This is a genomic window from Hymenobacter piscis (assembly GCF_018760735.1).
Taxonomy (GTDB): Bacteria; Bacteroidota; Bacteroidia; order Cytophagales; family Hymenobacteraceae; genus Hymenobacter; species Hymenobacter piscis.
Window position 1 is genome coordinate 30606 of record NZ_JAHHZN010000006.1, and the last position, 16682, is coordinate 47287.

14 protein-coding genes are annotated in these 16682 nt (G+C 61.7%); 9 read left to right on the top strand and 5 right to left on the bottom strand.

Annotated elements, in window-relative coordinates; genetic code table 11:
* The first annotated feature begins 9 nt into the window (after positions 1 to 9).
* Together odhB and KLP40_RS08270 are read left to right on the top strand one after the other, a co-directional pair.
* The gene (gene odhB, locus KLP40_RS08265; RefSeq protein ID WP_215593305.1) at positions 10 to 1653 is read left to right on the top strand and encodes a 2-oxoglutarate dehydrogenase complex dihydrolipoyllysine-residue succinyltransferase; all 1644 of its coding nucleotides are present in this window, start codon (positions 10 to 12) and stop codon (positions 1651 to 1653) included.
* 145 nt (positions 1654 to 1798) lie between these two features.
* Positions 1799 to 2527, top strand: coding sequence for a bacteriorhodopsin (locus tag KLP40_RS08270; protein WP_215593306.1), 729 nt, complete (start codon positions 1799 to 1801; stop codon positions 2525 to 2527).
* Between the two features lie 225 nt (positions 2528 to 2752).
* Here KLP40_RS08270 and KLP40_RS08275 read toward each other — a convergent pair whose 3' ends face one another.
* The 4 genes from KLP40_RS08275 to KLP40_RS08290 form a co-directional block, all read right to left on the bottom strand.
* The gene (locus KLP40_RS08275) at positions 2753 to 3121 is read right to left on the bottom strand and encodes a group III truncated hemoglobin (RefSeq protein WP_215593307.1); all 369 of its coding nucleotides are present in this window, start codon (positions 3119 to 3121) and stop codon (positions 2753 to 2755) included.
* 164 nt (positions 3122 to 3285) lie between these two features.
* The gene (locus KLP40_RS08280; protein WP_215593308.1) at positions 3286 to 3678 is read right to left on the bottom strand and encodes a group III truncated hemoglobin; all 393 of its coding nucleotides are present in this window, start codon (positions 3676 to 3678) and stop codon (positions 3286 to 3288) included.
* 193 nt (positions 3679 to 3871) lie between these two features.
* Positions 3872 to 6610, bottom strand: coding sequence for an alpha-L-rhamnosidase-related protein (locus tag KLP40_RS08285; protein WP_215593309.1), 2739 nt, complete (start codon positions 6608 to 6610; stop codon positions 3872 to 3874).
* A 269-nt stretch (positions 6611 to 6879) separates the two neighbouring features.
* Positions 6880 to 7803, bottom strand: a complete 924-nt coding sequence (locus tag KLP40_RS08290; RefSeq protein ID WP_215593310.1) for an EamA family transporter — start codon at positions 7801 to 7803, stop codon at positions 6880 to 6882.
* Positions 7804 to 7948: 145 nt separating this feature from the next.
* Here KLP40_RS08290 and KLP40_RS08295 point away from each other — a divergent pair, with 145 nt between their 5' ends.
* The 7 genes from KLP40_RS08295 (at position 7949) to lpdA (ending at position 15099) form a co-directional block, all read left to right on the top strand.
* Positions 7949 to 9616: a M1 family metallopeptidase gene (locus KLP40_RS08295; protein WP_317196762.1), complete on the top strand. Its 1668-nt coding sequence runs from the start codon at positions 7949 to 7951 to the stop codon at positions 9614 to 9616.
* 337 nt (positions 9617 to 9953) lie between these two features.
* The gene (locus tag KLP40_RS08300; protein ID WP_215593312.1) at positions 9954 to 10631 is read left to right on the top strand and encodes a Crp/Fnr family transcriptional regulator; all 678 of its coding nucleotides are present in this window, start codon (positions 9954 to 9956) and stop codon (positions 10629 to 10631) included.
* A gap of 447 nt (positions 10632 to 11078) precedes the next feature.
* Entirely contained in the window at positions 11079 to 11456 is a 378-nt protein-coding gene (locus tag KLP40_RS08305) for a hypothetical protein (RefSeq protein ID WP_215593313.1), read from the top strand.
* A gap of 168 nt (positions 11457 to 11624) precedes the next feature.
* Entirely contained in the window at positions 11625 to 12071 is a 447-nt protein-coding gene (locus KLP40_RS08310; RefSeq protein ID WP_215593314.1) for a hypothetical protein, read from the top strand.
* 64 nt (positions 12072 to 12135) lie between these two features.
* Entirely contained in the window at positions 12136 to 12837 is a 702-nt protein-coding gene (locus tag KLP40_RS08315; RefSeq protein WP_215593315.1) for a carboxypeptidase-like regulatory domain-containing protein, read from the top strand.
* A gap of 83 nt (positions 12838 to 12920) precedes the next feature.
* Positions 12921 to 13382 carry a hypothetical protein gene (locus KLP40_RS08320; RefSeq protein WP_215593316.1) on the top strand — a complete coding sequence of 154 codons (462 nt, stop codon included), beginning with the start codon at positions 12921 to 12923 and terminating at the stop codon, positions 13380 to 13382.
* Between the two features lie 310 nt (positions 13383 to 13692).
* A complete protein-coding gene (lpdA, locus tag KLP40_RS08325; RefSeq protein ID WP_215593317.1) occupies positions 13693 to 15099 on the top strand; it encodes a dihydrolipoyl dehydrogenase in 1407 nt (468 codons plus the stop codon).
* A gap of 72 nt (positions 15100 to 15171) precedes the next feature.
* Here the strand turns inward: lpdA and KLP40_RS08330 are convergent, their stop codons facing one another.
* A complete protein-coding gene (locus tag KLP40_RS08330) occupies positions 15172 to 16182 on the bottom strand; it encodes an AlbA family DNA-binding domain-containing protein (protein WP_215593318.1) in 1011 nt (336 codons plus the stop codon).
* Positions 16183 to 16682 lie beyond the last annotated feature (500 nt).

A 16682-nucleotide genomic window follows, 5' to 3' on the forward strand; every position in this document is an offset into this window, starting at 1 on the left:
CTCCCACCTATGGGTCTGGAAATCAAAATCCCCGCCGTCGGCGAATCCATCACCGAAGTAACCATTGCCAAGTGGCTCAAAGCCGATGGCGACACGGTAGAGCGCGACGAAATTATTGCCGAGCTGGAATCCGACAAGGCCACCTTCGAGCTGCCCGCTGAAACGGCCGGCGTACTGAAAATCAAAGTAGCCGAAGGCGAAACCATCGACATCGGTACGGCCATTGCCGAAATCGACGGCGACGGTGCCGCGGCTCCGGCTGCCAGTGCCCCGACCCAGCCCGCCGCTGCCGCCGCCACCGATCCGGTGAGCCAAGGCGAGGAAAACCCGGCAGCCAGCGACCAGACTGGCTACGGCGGCCAGCCCGCCGGTGGCGCGGCCGGCGCCGCTCCGGCCGGCAACGGCGGCGGCACCCTGGAAATGAAGATTCCGGCCGTGGGCGAGTCCATCACGGAAGTAACCGTGGCCAAGTGGCTGAAGGAAGATGGCGCCCAGGTAGAGCGCGACGAAATCATTGCCGAGCTGGAATCCGACAAGGCCACGTTTGAGCTGCCCGCCGAAGGGGCCGGCACCCTGCGCCACGCGGCCAAGGAAGGCGAAACCATCGGTATCGGCGCTACCATTGCCCGCATTGAGGGTGGCAGTGGTGCCGCTGCTCCGGCTGCAACTCCGGCCGCCGCGCCGGCTGCTCCGGCTGCTCCGGCTGCTAACAGCCAACAGGCAGCTGCTAACAGCGCAACTTACGCCACGGGCACGCCTTCGCCGGCCGCCGGCAAAATTCTCGGTGAAAAAGGCATCAGCCCCGCCGATGTGCAGGGTTCGGGCCGGGATGGTCGCATCACGAAAGAAGATGCCCGCAACGCCCAGGCCCGGCCCGCGGCACCGGCTCCGGCCGCTGCGGCTCCGGCCAAGCCGGCAGCGGCCCCGCAGGCTGCTCCGGCGGCCAGCGGCGACCGGAACCAGCGCCGGGAGCGGATGAGCAACCTGCGCAAAACGGTATCCCGCCGCCTGGTGTCGGTGAAGAACGAGACGGCCATGCTCACCACCTTCAACGAGGTGAACATGCAGCCCATCATGGACCTGCGCACCAAGTTCAAGGACAAGTTCAAGGAGAAAAACGGCGTGGGTCTCGGCTTCATGTCCTTCTTCACCAAGGCCGTGTGCGTGGCCTTGCAGGAGTGGCCGAGCGTGAATGCGCAGATTGACGGCACCGACATCGTCTACAATGACTTCTGCGACATCAGCATTGCCGTTTCGGCTCCCAAAGGGCTGGTGGTGCCGGTTATCCGCAATGCCGAGCAGCTCAGCTTCGAAGGCATTGAGAAGGAAGTGGTGCGCCTGGCTACTCTGGCCCGCGACAACAAGCTCACCATCGAGCAGATGACCGGCGGCACGTTCACGCTCACCAACGGCGGCATTTTCGGCTCCATGATGAGCACCCCGATCATCAACGCCCCGCAGTCGGCCATCCTGGGCATGCACAACATCATCCAACGCCCCGTGGCCGAAAACGGCCAGGTGGTGATTCGCCCGATGATGTACCTGGCCCTGAGCTACGACCACCGCATCATCGACGGCCGCGAGTCGGTGTCGTTCCTGGTGCGGGTGAAGGAGCTGCTCGAAGATCCCACCCGCCTGTTGCTGGGGGTGTAAATCCTGATTTGGCAAAAAAAGCCGGTTTCCAGTCCAGGAAGCCGGCTTTTTTTGTTTGCCCGCTTCCGGTCGGGCACGTTAAAAACAACTTAAAGCCAGTCTGGCCAGTAGAGGGAGCTGTTACTCACCTTTTCCCTGCACCCTTATGGAAATTCAAACCTTACTCCACTGGCTGTACGTGGCCCTGATGGTAGGCGGCGCCCTGCTGTTCTGGACCTGGAGCCGCAACCCCAAAAACGTCCCGCAGTACGAATACAGCATCGCCATGCTCATCCCCATCTGGTCGGCGCTGGCGTACACGGGCATGGCCCTGGGCCAGGGCAAAACCGAGGTGGCCGGCCAGATCACCCACTACGCCCGCTACCTCGACTGGGTGGTGAGCACGCCGCTGCTGCTGCTGGCCCTGGCCTTCACGGCCATGTTCTACACGCCCAAGGGCCAGCGCAGCATTACCTTGCTCTTCGGCCTCGTAGCGGCCGATGTGGTCATGATTGTCTGCGGCCTGCTGGCCGACCTGTCGGAAAGCAGCACGGCCCGGCTGATCTGGTTTCTGTGCGGGGTCGGGGCCTTTGTGGCCGTGCTGTACGTGCTGTGGGGCCCGCTGCGCCAGATTGCCACCCGCTCCGACGCCGAGCTGGGCGGCATCTACAACAAGCTGCTGGGCTTCCTGACCATCCTCTGGATTGCCTACCCCACCATCTGGGCCCTCGGGCCCTCCGGACTGTTCCTGTTCAGCCAGACCACCGAAACTATTCTGTTCGTGGTCGTGCCCTTCCTGTCGAAAGTCGGCTTCAGCATTCTGGACCTGAGCTATCTGCGCGACCTGGCTGCCCGCAAGCCGCCCCTGCACCATCAGCCCCTGCCCACGGCCTGAAAACGCGAACGTGCCTGACCGACAACGGCCCCGATTACCATGGTAGTCGGGGCCGTTGTCGGTCAGGCACGAGTACGGCGGAACCCGGAAGCATCTGCTGCAACAGACTCCGGGGCGGCCGGTCGGAAAAAAACCGCCGGATTCAGGTCCGGCGGGTTTTTCGGGTGGGTGGATGGGTGAGAAAGGAGAACGGGTGGGTGGAAAACGGGTGGATGCGGAAGCGAATCAGGCGGCGCGGGAGATGGAGGCCAGCGTGGCGGCTTTGTGCTTGGCTTCTTCCGCCTTGCTGCCGGCAAACTTTTCTTCCAGCGCTTTCAGCAGCAGGTCGGCCCAGCGTTGCTGGTGCGGCCCGCGCTGGGGCAGGGCGGAGTGCAGCGGAACCAGTTGTCCTTCCTGATAGCGGGTGGTGCCCAACAGCGCCGAGCTCCAGTAATCGTAGAGGGAGGTGAGGTGGCGGGGCCAGTGCACCTGGGCTACGGCCTGGCACAGGGGAGCCAGCAGTTCGTCGTTGGCCGCTTTGCCGAAGGCCGTATCGACCAGCGTCTTGATGTCGCCTTCGGTGCGCAGATCGGGGAGACTGGATAAAGTAACCATACGAGAGAGGGGAAACGGTCCGGATACGCAGCGAATTTACGCGGTTTTTGCAGTTTTCACGCTTTAGCGAAAAAACTTTTCTGTCCATTCGGTGAACAGAGCACCGGCAGGATGCGCTTTTACGCGCGTAATCGGGGTTTAGATGCTGTAATGACCTCTTTTTTCTAAAGAATAGATAATCGATTGTGCGCCTGATTTATACGATGCTCAAATACGGCCGCGATGGTGCCGGCCCGGTAAATGGCCTCGTCGGCCACGGGGCCCTGGAAGCGGGCCTCGGTGTTTTCCACGAACAGCGTGAGCCAGCGGCGGAAGTGGCGGCCATCAATGGGCAGGACCAGGTGCTTGGGAAACGGCCGGCCCCGGTAGCGACCCGTGCCCAGCAGCAGCCCGCTCCAGAAGTCGTACATGGTGGCCAGGTGCCGGGGCCACTGGTCCTGCACCACCGCCCCGAACACGGGCCCCAGCAGCTCGTCGGTCTGCACGCGCTGGTAAAAGCCATCCACCAGCTGGCGGATGTCGTTCTCGGTCCGGATGTCGGGCAGGGGGGAAGGCATAACAGTACGGGTTTGGGGAGAATGAGGAACGGCGGCGCGAGAGGAGAAAAAGAACAGCACAAAAGGACTGTCATCCTGACGAAGGAAGGACCTTATCCCGCAGGCACGAAACCGCGTGTTTCCGATACTTCATACAGGATAAGGTTCTTCCTTCGTCAGGATGACAGATCTTCTTCTAACAACCAACAACCACTCAATCCAGACGCGTGATGCGCAGGTGGTCGAGCATGGCCTGGTTGACTTCGCCGTGCATGTTTTCATTGGCGGCCTCGAAGGTCAGGGTGAGCAAGGTGCGGCCGGCGGGCAGCGTTACCTCAATCGGGTTGGAGTAGCCCCAGTCCGACCACTCTTCCATCCCGCGCTGGGGCAGCACTACGGTGCCCAGCAGCTCCTCGCCCCGGCGCAAAGTGCGCAAAGCGCACTTGTTGCTGGTATTGAGGGGGCCGTTGCCGTTGGCGTAGCGGAAATCGAGGGCGTAGCGGCCGGCGGCGGGCACGGTAACCGGCAGCGTGAGGCGGCGGTTGGCACTCTTGCTGACTTCGATGAAGCCCTGGCCGGAATAGCCCTGGTAAGGTTGCGCCGCCCGGGGGGCCACCGTTTCCAGCTCCAGCACCGTGCGGCTGGTGGCAGCGGCCACCGGCAGGGGCTCACTGGCGAAGCCCCCGAAACCGGCGGCGTCCAGGGCCAGCACCTGGTACTCGGCGTAACCGGCGGCGGCGGGCAGGGGCAGGGCGGTATCGGTGGTGCGGGCCGCGAACTGCCCGTTGCGCAGCACCTGATAGGCCGTGGCGCCCGGCACCGGCTCCCAACGCAGGCGGCCGGCGGTGGCCGTAACGGCGGGCGTGGCGGGCGCTACGTGGGGGGGCACCAGATGCTGGCCGGCGGCGGGCGGCGCCTGGTTGAGCAGCTCAATCCGGATGGTGTGGGCCCCGGTGAGGGTGGCCGGCACGGTGGCGTCGGGCAGGGGCTGGCCGTCGAGGGTGATGCGGGCAATCTGGTGGCCGAAACCGGTCAGCTCCACGCTCAGCACGGCGTCGCGGTAGTGCAGGTTGCGCAGGCGGCGGGTGCCGCGCAGGGCCTCGGGCACGAAAGGCCGGAACGTGAGGCCGTCGGGCTGGAAATTCAGGCCGAACAGGCCCTTGTACACCAGCCCCAGGCTGCCCGAAAGGCTCCAGAGCATGTTGCTGCTGTTGATCTGGGTGCCCGCGAAATCACCGTTGCTGGCCACAAAGTTCTCCTTGTTGGTCAGAAACAGGGCGGCCGGGCGGGCCACGGCCATCAGGCTGGCCAGAAAGGAAGCTTCGTTGCCGACTCTGGCCGCCGCCAGCCCCCAGTAGCTCTGCACGAAGGGCCACACGGCGTTGTTGTGGTAGGGCGGAATGCCGGCAATCTGGGGGTAGATGCAGGGCACGCCGAAGTCCATGACCGGGGTGCCGGCCACCACCGTGCGGGCCCGGCCCTCCTCGGCCACCCCGAACAGCACCGCCAGGGCCTCACCCAACGCCTCCGCCTTGGGCGACACCACCGGGAAGTTGCGGCCGTAGCGAAACTGCCCGTAGTAGCCCGGCTCCTCCAGCCACAGGTGCTGGTTGAGGCCCCGCTTGATGCGCTCGGCCCGCTCCGTGGCGGCCTGGGCCACATCGGTTTCGCCGAGCTGAGTGGCCATGCGGGCCAGCACCACGTTGCCCTGGTAGTGGGCGGCGTTGGTGCCCAAATTCTGGCTCTGGTAGATGTCGGCGGGCTGCATCCATTTGGGATACGTTTGCTCCCGCCAGTCCAGAAACGACGATTCGCCCCGCACGAGGCCGGTTTCCGGGTCGTAGGCCACCGGCACGTCGTCCTCGATGGTGTTCCGGACGATGGGGTAGACCTCGCGCAGCCAGGCTTCGTCGCCGGTGGTCTGGTAGATTTCCCAGGCCGCGGCGGCCCAGATGATGCGGTCCGTAGACACGGACCAGGCCCCGCCGGTGCCGGTGTCCTGAATGATGCGCCCAGTGGGCGTGACCTTGCGGCGCAGGCTGGTTTTGGCCACTTCGGGCTGGAGCAGGGCCTGGGCCAGGATGATGCTGTAGCTGATGTCGCGGGTCCAGACGCCGGCCCATTCCTGGCCCGTGCGGAAGGTGCCATCGGGCTCCACGGCCCGCTTCGCTTCTTCCAGGGCCAGGTTATAGAGCGCGTCGAGCAGGGGGTAGTCGGATTCGAGCTGGGGAAACCCGCTCACGTCGAGGCTGGCCTGCCACTGGGCGGCGGTGGTTGGCTGGTCGGCGTGGGCGTTGAGCACCACCGTCGTTTCGTAGATGCCGTCCCCGTCGGGGTCAAGCAGCTCCAGCTGGGGCTTGTTAATGAGGTTGTCGAAATCCCAGGTCAGCGGAGCCGTGTTGCCGGCCACGAAGACGTGCTTGAAATCGGCCTGGTACAGCTTCTGCCCGTTGTAGAGCTGGTAGAAGCCCTGGGCCTGGAAAGCCGCCAGCATCGGCCGCAGATCCAGCCGGATGGTTAGTGGGGTGTCGGGGGCGAGGTAGGCGTCGGCGGGGGCGGGCCGCGGGTCCAGGTACTGCTGCCCGAACACGATGGGTGGCGTGCTCAGGGCCGTGCCGGCGGCGGCGGGCAGAGCCACCACCAGGTGGTCCTGGCCGGGGGGCATCTCGTTGTCTTTGCCGTTGAGGCTGAACTTGAAGCTCACCCGCGGGCTCTGGAAGGCGTTGGCGGGGCTCCGGTAGTCGGAGGTGAGGCGGGTGCGCGACAGGGCCCGGGCTGTGAAGGCGCCCTGCACCAGCGAATCGGGGTACACGGTGTAAGCGGCCGAGGCCCACAGGGGCGCGGCGGCGGGAGTGGCGCGGGCAACGGCCGGGGTAGCAGCGGGTTTCGACATCTGGCAGGCGCCCAGCAACCCGAGCGTGCTCAGGCTGAAGGCAAGAAGGGAGTGGCGCATGGCGCAAAGGTAGCGCACCCGGCGGTTGGGCCTCATCCCCCGGCCCCCTCTCCAGGGAGAGAGGGGGAGCCAGTCGATGTGGGGCGTTGGAGAATATAGATTGGCCGCGTAATAGCGCAGGAGCGGGCGGCCGGGCCGGGCACCGCTACGCGGCGCAACCGTTCAACCGGAAAACAAATGCTACAAACCGAAAGTCGCTACGCGGCCCCCGGGCTACCTTCCTCTAACAACCAACAACCAACAACCAACAACCAACAACCAACAACCAATCAGCGCCGCTGGCGGCCGCCGAGGACAACCAGGGCCACGGCGGCGGTGATGAGGGCCGCGCCGCCCAGCATTTTCGGGCCGGGGACTTCGCCCAGGAAAGCCCAGCCCAGCAGCACGGCCACCACCGGGTTCACGAAGGCATAGGTGCCCGCCAGGGCCGGCTCCACTACCCGTAGCAGCCAGATATAGGCCGTGAACCCCACGATGCTCCCGAACGTGACCAGGTAGACGTACGCCAGCCAGGACGTGGTGGTCACCTGGCTGAAGTGGAAGCCGGTGGCCTCGCCGCGCAGCAGACCCACCACCAGCATAAGCAGGCCTCCGCAGAGCATCTGCATCCCCCCGGAAAGAAACGGCGAAGGGGCCGGCTGGTGGTTTTTGGAGTACAGCGAGCCAATGGACCAGACCAGCGCCGCCGTGAGCACCAGGCCCAGGCCCAGGGCCGCGTGGCCGGGCTTGGCCACGTGGCCGGCCCCGGGCGTGCGGGCCAGCAGGTACACGCCCGCCAGCCCAATGGCCAGGCCCACCGCCACCAGCGGCCGGGGCCGCTGCGAAATGCCGCTCCACCAGCCCAGCACCGCCAGAAACATGGGCACCGTGGCCACCAGCAGCGCCGTCAGGCCCGTGGGCAGATATTGCTCGCCCAGCGTCACGCCCCCGTTGCCGAAGCCCAGCAGGCAGGTGCCGATGAGCAGGGCCGTGAGCCAGCCGCGCCGGGTAGGGGCCGGCTCGCCCCGCCAGCGCATGAAGCCGTAGAGCAGCGCCCCCGCCAGCGCGTAGCGGGTGCCCGCCATGAGCAGGGGCGGGATGGAATCAATGGCGAAGCGGATGCCCAGGTAGGTGGAGCCCCAGATAAGGTACACCGCCGCGAAGGCGAGCAGAACGGCCGTCCGGGACGGCGCAGGGGAGGGGGTAGGGAGCATAGGGCGGAAAAGCAGCCCCGAAGGTACGCCGCGCGACTGGTCTGGTCCGTAGTTCGCCCCTGACTTTCGCGCTAAGATGTCTGGCTCCGCACGCAGCGTTTACCGGCCAACGCCGTTCTTTGCGCACCACTATACTGGCTTCTCCGTGCGTCTTTCCCTACTTCTGCTGCTGGTCGCCGTGCTCGGTCTGCGGCACCCCGCGGCGGCCCAGCTGCTGCCGGCGGCCCCCACCTTCACCCGCGCCGACTCGCTTCGGGGCCACCTCACGCCCCTGCGCACCTGCTACGATATCAACTACTACCACCTCGATGTGCGCCTCGACGTGGCCGGGCGCGCCATCCGGGGCTCCAACGAGTTTCGCTTCACGGCCACCCGGGATTTCACCCGCCTGCAGTTCGATCTGTTTGCCAACCTGGCCGTGGAAAAGGTGGAATACGGGGGCCGGGCGCTGCCCTTCACCCGCGAAGCCAACGCCGTATTCGTTTCCTTTCCCGAAACTATCAAACAGGGCCGGCGCGCCGCCTTCACGGTCTACTACGGGGGGCGGCCTACGGTAGCAGAAAATGCGCCCTGGGACGGGGGCTTCGTGTTTGCCGAGCACGCCGGGGGCCAGCCCTGGGTGGCCACCGCCTGCCAGGGCGTGGGCGCCAGCATCTGGTGGCCCTGCAAAGACCACCAGGCCGACGAGGTGGATTCCATGCTCATCAGCGTTACGGTGCCCAGGGGCCTCACCGACGTCTCCAACGGCCGCCTGCGCCGCACCACCAGGCTGCAAGGCGGGGCCACCCGCTTCGACTGGTTCGTGGGCAACCCCATCAACAACTATAACGTGGCCCTGAACGTGGCCAACTATGCCCACTTCCAGGATACCTACGCCGGCGAGCAGGGCCCGCTCAGCCTCGACTACTGGGTGCTGCCCGAAAACCTCGGCAAGGCCAGAACGCAGTTTGGCGAGAACGTGAAGCCCATGCTCCAGAGCATGGAATACTGGTTCGGGCCCTATCCCTTCTATCAGGATGGCTACAAGCTGGTGGAGACGCCCCACCTGGGCATGGAGCACCAGAGCGCCGTGGCCTACGGCAACGAGTACCAGAACGGCTACCGGGGCCAGGACCGCTCGGATACCGGCTGGGGGCTGGAGTGGGACTTCATCATCATCCACGAAAGCGGCCACGAGTGGTTCGGTAATAACATCACCAGCCAGGACATTGCCGACATGTGGATTCACGAGAGCTTCACCACCTACTCCGAGGCCCTGTTCGTGGAAAGCCGGTTCGGGAAGGACGCCGCCCGCCAGTACATTCGCGGACAGCGCCACAACATCCGCCACGACGCGCCCATCATCGGCCCTTACGAGGTGAATGAGGAAGGTTCCTCCGACATGTACGACAAGGGCAGCAACCTGCTCCACCTCATCCGCACGGCCTACGTGCCCGACGATGCCCGGTGGCGGGAGCTGCTGCGGGGCCTCTCCCGCACCTTCTACCACCAGACCGTCACGACCGCGCAGGTGGTAGACTACTTCAACCGCCAGACCGGCCAGAACCTCACCCCGGTATTCGACCAGTACCTGCGCCACACCAGCCTGCCCACCCTGGAAGTGCGCTTCCCGGTCACCGGCCCGCCCCTGGCCCGCTGGATTACCGAGGTGCCCGGCTTTGAGCTGCCGGCCCGGGTGCGGGTGGCCGGCAGCGGCGAATACCAGAATATCCTGGTTTCTACTATATTTAAACCAATTGATATTCCCAATCTGACGCGGGGTAATCTGGAAGTAGACACTGAAAACTGCTATATCGGAACCCTGTTGGAATAACAGGTGGGTAGTAGTCTTATTCTGGTATGAGAATTTCCTGATTTGGGATAATAGTGTCTCTGCAACTGCCGGTTGAAACGTGTTATAGTAGGACTGCGTAGCTGGTTATTCGCTACATTTGTTGATTAAAGGCCGGCTTAAGTGCTATGTTTTGGTACTTTTTTAAGTGTTATTTAACTTGGAGAAGAAGCTGGGCCGGACGGGTAATTATTGATAGCAGTAGAACTTTTACCGGCTGTGCTAATGGGCGCCGGGCGAAGGGCCAAGCTAAACCAAGAATATGACAGCGCCTGCAGTTCCCCTCAATTGTCAGCAATGTCCGCACTACCAGCACTCCTTGCTGGGTTCCTGCCAGCATACTGAATTATCGCTGATTGCGGGCAGTAAACAGCACCAGTTCTATGCCAAGGGCCAGTACATTTTTCAGGCCGGAGCCCGGGTGCCGGGGCTTTATTGCGTGTACCAGGGCAAGGTGAAAATTTCCAAGCTCAGCGCCGATGGCAAGGAGCAGATTATCCGCCTGGCCCGGGAGGGCGATGTGCTGGCTTACCGCTCCCTGATGAGCGGCGACATCTGCACCACCACCGCCACGGCCCTTACCGATTGTGTGGTGTGCCTGGTGCCCCGGCCTGATTTTTTCAGCTTGCTGGAACAGAATCCGCAGTTTACCCATTCCCTGCTGCGCCTGCTGGCCCAGAACCTGGGCGACGCCGAGAGCCGGCTGCTGCACACGGCCTACAAGCCCGTGCGCGAACGGCTGGCCGAAGCGCTGCTGCTCTTGCACCGCCTGTTTGAGCCGACTACGGCAGCCACGGCAGCGGCAACGACATCCAAAACGGCGTTTAGTATTCCCGTTTCCCGCGACGACCTGGCGGCCCTCACCGGTACCACCAAGGAAACCGCCAGCCGCCTGCTTTCCGATTTCCGCCAGGAAGGCCTCGTAACCACCCAGGGCAGCCGCATCACCATCCGGCAGCTCGACAAACTCTCCCAACTCGCCAGCCGCTACGATTAGCCGAGCCGTTGCGCCAATTGCCCAGACGAACTCCGGCCATGGCGGTTCGATTCAGGTAAGGGGCCTGGCCGGGATGGGAAGGCGCATGGGCCGCAGCCGATTGGAGGGAATTGGGTATGAATAGGATTTTTAAAATCCCATAATGGTTTCCCAGGCTGAATTCGCGGGGAAAAGTTTAACCATTATCATTTCCAGGAATGATACGCATCATTTCTTTTGGCTGGGGGAAAGCGGAAGTTTGTATAGCAAGTCAGTCTGCTGGCAGCCGCTGAAAACGGTTGAGCAGGTGGCTGCCTCCCAGGCCCTGGGCGCTACCGGACTGCCGGCCACCGCGGATCAACGCGTGGGTCCGGGGTACCGGCCGCCGGAGCCCCATGCAGTCAGGGAGCAGCCCGGCTTTTCACTTCCACTTTTTTCATTTCCCCTTCCCCCTTTTTCCCCTGCATCATGGCATACTCTGTAAATAACAACGCCGGTAAGGTAGTTCAGGACATCATCAACGACCTGCCCGGTCTGGTCGCCGTGGCCGTGGTTGACACTAACTCGGGCATGAGCCTGGCCTCCCACTCCAATTCACCCGGCATCAACCCCGATACGGCCGCCGCTTACAACACGGAAGTGGTAAAGCAGAAGCAGAAGGCCATGACGGCCCTCAAGCTCACCGATGAGAAGATTGAGGACATCCTCATCACGCTCTCCAACCAGATTCACCTGCTCAAAATCACGGAAAACAACAAGTTCATTTACCTGGTAGTGAACTCCCGCGATACCAACCTGGCTATTGCCCGCGAGGTGCTGCGCAGTCACGCGGCCTCGGTTAACTAGGTAGGGTCGTTGCGCCTCCCGGTGCCGGGGTGGCCGCCTGCGCGGCGGCCGCCCCGGTAGCGCCGGGCCCGGGCTCCCTGGCCCGGGTAGCTGGTTTTCCGGCTCTTTCTACCGGCACTACCCGGGAGCGGGCGACTGGTTCGCAACGCTTTTGGCAGGCCCTTCTCCATGCAAATTCCCTTTCTTCATCATATCCAGTCCCTGACGGGGCCGCCCGTGAATAAAATCGTGGGGACGGCTCCCGCCGGGCCGGAGCGCACCGCCGCCGAGCGCGTGCTTACGCGCGTACTCAGTGGCCTGCCCGAACTGGTGGCCGCGGCCGTGGGCCAGGTAGCCTCGGGCCAGCTGTTGGCCTCTTATACCACCAGCAAAGACTTCAATCCCGCCAAAATCATCGGGTTCAATGCCGAAGTAATCCGGCAGCAGCGCCAGGCCATGCAGGCCCTGCGCCTGCCTCCCGATGAAGAGCTGACCGAACTGCTCATTACCCTGAGCTCCCAACTGCATCTGTTGCGGCTGCTGCCCGACGGGAAGCGCTTCCTGTACGTGGCCGTGGACTGCCACGACACCAACTTAGGCATTGCCCGGGAGGTAATGCGTACCTGCGAAACCTGACGGGGCCACGCGGGGCAGCCTTTCTTCCGGCGGTTTTTTTCTCACTCTTATTTCTACTGCTTGTATGAAACTTACTGCTTCCCCCTTCAACCCCGAAACCGGCGAGCTCATGCCGGTGTATCGCGACGCGTACCTGCGGGGCGACCTGAACAAGGCCTCCGCCAAAGCCGTGGAAGACTACCTCCACCGGGATGCCGACCTGGCCCACGACACGCTCACCCGCTGGCAGCACCTGCGCGCCGCCAACGAAGCCGAAGCCGCGCCGAGCTGGGTGCAGAAGCAGCTGCTCTACATCCGCACCGAGCCCGTGCGCTTCCGTCGGCGCGCTACCGGCCTGGTGGCTTCGGCCGTGCTGGTGGGCACCATGGTATTTGCCGGTACCCGCCTGCCCGCTGAAAATACCCCCTTCACCGACAACCTGCCGACCGAGGAAATGGCCCCGGCCGTGGGCGAAGCCAGCCTGGCGGCCAGCACGGAGGCCAGCGCTGCCCGTCGCATGGTAACGGTGCGGGGCCGCATCCTGAACGAAGACGGTGCCCCGCTGGTGGGGGCCACCGTCATGCAGCCCGGCAGCTACCGGGGTGTTTCTACCAACGCCGCGGGCGAGTACATGCTGCAGGTGCCCGCGGGTACGGCCGCGCTCCGCTACGGCTATGGTGGTTACCAGGACGAGGATGTGCGCGTGCAGGCCAACGGCCGCGCCGATGTAACGCTGCTGCCCCGTGAAGATGCCCCGGCCAAGAAGCGCCGCTGGTGGCTTTTCTAGTCCCTGCCTGAGCCTGGCGCGGCCCCCAAAACCGGTTGGGTGGCCGCCCCGGTTCCGGTTTTTTTCTCCTGTTAATTCCCTGCGTGAAACCCAAGTCGTATCGTAAGAAAGCCGCCCGGCAGCCCGCCGTGCGCCGGTACCAGCTGGCCCTGGCTCGCCAGGCCGCTCTGCTGGTCGACGAGCTGCGCGCGGAGCTGCCCCACCTGCTGGCCGTGGCCGTGGTCGATGTGGCCTCGGGCGCCAGCCTGGCCGCTCACGCGGCCGCGGCCGGCGGGCTCGATCTGACGCTGGCGACGCGGTTTCAGCTGGGGTTGGTGCGCTGCAAACACCAGGCGCTGGTGGCCTTGCAGCTGCCCCGGGAGCAGCTCGAGGATATTCTTATTACGCTTTCCAGTCAGCTGCACCTGTTGCGGCTCACCGGCACCGGGCGGCAGTTGATTTCGTTGGTGGTGGATGCCCGCACAACTAACCTGGGCCTGGCCCGGGATATTCTTCGCTCGCGGGTGGCCCGGCTCGAAGCCGAACCACCACTGCCGGCGACCTAACGCGAAGTGCTGCTGCGCAATCCGCCTGAGTAGCTGCAGGGGCGCTGCTTGGGTGGTCCGGAAGTGAGGCGGCGCTTCGCTATTTCTCCAGGGCCCTGGCGGCCGGTGGGCTGCTGCAAAGGCGCCGCCGGTCTGCTCCCGGCCGATTTTCCGGAGTCCGTGCGGCTCCTCTGCTGGCCCTGGCCGGCGGGGGAGCCGCCTTGCGTGTGGCCCCCGGGCCGGGGTAACTATCCGGCCGCCAAACCAAACAATCCAAGCATTCAGCCTACCTTTGCCGGTAGTTGATTTCCACCGAATTCACTCGCTGAATATGAACCAATACGACGTTACCGTCATCGGCTCCGGGCCCGGCGGCTATGTGGCGGCCATCCGCTGCGCCCAGCTGGGCCTCAAAACCGCGCTTATCGAGAAGTATGATACGCTCGGCGGCACCTGCCTCAACGTGGGCTGCATCCCCAGCAAGGCCCTGCTCGACTCCACCGAGCACTTCCACAACGCCCACACCACCTTTCAGGAGCACGGCATTGAGCTGAGCGACCTGCAGGTGAACATGAATCAGATGATTGACCGCAAGAACGGCGTGGTGAAAGCCAACACCGACGGCATCGTGTATCTGATGAAGAAAAACAAGATCGACGTGCTGCACGGCGTCGGCTCGTTCGTGGACAAGAACCACATCCGCATTGCGCCCACCGCCGGCGGCGAGGCCCAGCAGATCGAAACCAAGAACGTCATCATTGCCACCGGCTCCAAGCCCACGGTGCTGCCCTTCATCAGCCAGGATAAAGAGCGCATCATCACCAGCACCGAGGCCCTGAACATCCGGGAAGTGCCCAAGCACATGATTGTGATTGGCGGCGGCGTCATCGGCCTGGAAATGGCTTCCGTGTACGCCCGCCTCGGTGCCAAAGTGAGCGTGGTGGAGTACCTGGATTCGCTGATTCCGACCATGGACCGCGGCCTGGGCAAGGAGCTCAAGCGCGTGCTGGGCAAAATCGGCATCGAGTTTTTCCTGAGCCATAAGGTAACCGGCGCTACCCGCGAAGGCGACGCCGTGACCGTAACCGCTACCAACCCCAAGGGCGAGGAAGTAAAGTTCGAGGGCGACTACTGCCTGGTGGCCGTGGGCCGCTCGCCCTTCACGGCGGGCCTCAACCTGGAAGCCGCCGGCGTGCAGATGGAAGAGCGCGGCCGCATCAAGGTCGATGAGCACCTGCAAACCTCCGTGCCCGGCATCTACGCCATCGGCGACGTGATTCGGGGCGCCATGCTGGCCCACAAGGCCGAGGAAGAAGGTGTGTTCGTGGCCGAAACCATTGCCGGCCAGAAGCCCCACATCAACTACCTGCTCATTCCCGGCGTGGTGTACACCTGGCCCGAAGTGGCCGCCGTGGGCTACACCGAGGAGCAGCTCAAGGAGCAGGGCAAAGCCTACAAAACCGGCTCGTTCCCGTTCCGCGCTTCGGGCCGCGCCCGCGCCTCCATGGACCTCGACGGCTTCGTGAAAGTGCTGGCCGACAAGGAAACCGACGAAATCCTGGGCGTGCACATGATTGGCCCGCGCATTGCTGACCTCATTGCCGAAGCCGTAACGGCCATGGAGTTCCGCGCCTCCGCCGAGGACGTAGCCCGCATGAGCCACGCCCACCCCACCTACGCCGAAGCCATGAAGGAAGCCTGCCTCGCCGCTACCGAGAACCGCGCGATTCACATGTAATTCCGGCGCTTATGCCATAACGCAAAAGCGGCTGCAGCTCTCAGGAGTTGCAGCCGCTTTTGCGTTTGGGAGTCATAGTAGGGAAATTTCAATTGGTCGTAGGAGAGGGCCATCATAGAAATCATCACTTCTAATAACCACTTCTAATTTGATTATACTTGGGTTATTATATAAGGCTATTATTTCTTGGTTAAATATATCCATTGCATAATTCTGTTGCTGAATGTCAATAGCTGGTGCTTTTGTCTTATCTCTGGATTTTGATAGCAATATCTTTTCAGGAAAATCTTGTTTTGTTATGCGAGAAAAAATTGATGGGTTTGTAAAAGGAGTGAATGAAGAAAATGATTTGTGTTTGTTTTTCTCTTCTCTTCGTCTATGTAATTCATATTTTAGCTCGTGCTCTAGGATTATGCTTGCTGAGTCGCTTTTGTATATATGAACATCCACATCTAATTTGATAGAGGTATTAGACTTGTTCTCAATTGAAAAATCTAAATACTTAAAGTCATACTTCGATATTTCGTCGTCACTTGGGTTGCCTATATATGCTTTCAAGATGATATCTTCCTTTCTGTCCTTTCTCTTTTGCTTGTCTTGATAAATCTTATCAAAGTCTACCCTTGTCATTCTCTTTATGCTAGTTCCTCTCCTAATGAAACCATCACCTTCCCTAAACTCTATTTTATTTCCTTCGATACTATTCTTTACATCTTTTTTGATCAAATAAGGCCTGTCATGGTTGTCGTAAATTCTAAAGAAGGCTATTTGATTATCTTTGTATAAGAAAGATTTGTATTCAAATTTTATTTCTGGTTCCAGATATTCATGAATATATTGTTGGTATTTAGCCTCGTCAACAATTTCTTGTATATGGTGAATGTTGGTTGCTGATCCATTTGCTTCTTCTATACCAATTATGATGTACTTATCTTCATTTGACGGATGGTTTGCAAAAGCACTTATATCTTTAAGTATTTCATGTTTTTTGGCGTGTTTGCCAATGTTGTACTGTTGTTGCTTAAAATCTATACTATGACCTTCATTGCCGTATGCAATAATGTCTTCTATGATATCATACATATTCATATTTTTAATTAATTGTATGTCAAAAAAAATAGCAGTTAGCTACGTAAGCTTTTCTCATGTCTTCTGCACCAGCTTAAATCCGTCCTTGGTCACTTGGTACTGCTAGCCCTAGATGGTGACGGTTTCGCCTTCCAGTAGCTTGCTCAGGTTCAGAAGGTCGGCTTTAACGGTGTGGGAGGGAGAATCCGTTTTGGGGGGGCGGGGCGAGGTGGTTCGGGTTAATGTAGTGTCTTTGAGCAGCCGGGCGTTGCGGGGGAAGGGGTAGTTTGTTGGCAACAAGATAGCACCGCTTTTCCAGCGGAAGTTCTGCTACACCATCTCAACCAACCTTTTCCCTGCCAGAAACGCCCGGATACGAATACATCGGCCCTCTTCCGCACCGGAAGTGTTCCGAAATAAGCGCATCTGCCCTCTTCTGAGGCGGAAGTGAATGGATACAATTATTTCGGGGCACTTCCTCCCCGGAAGAGGATGAAAATTTTTATTTCCGGGCA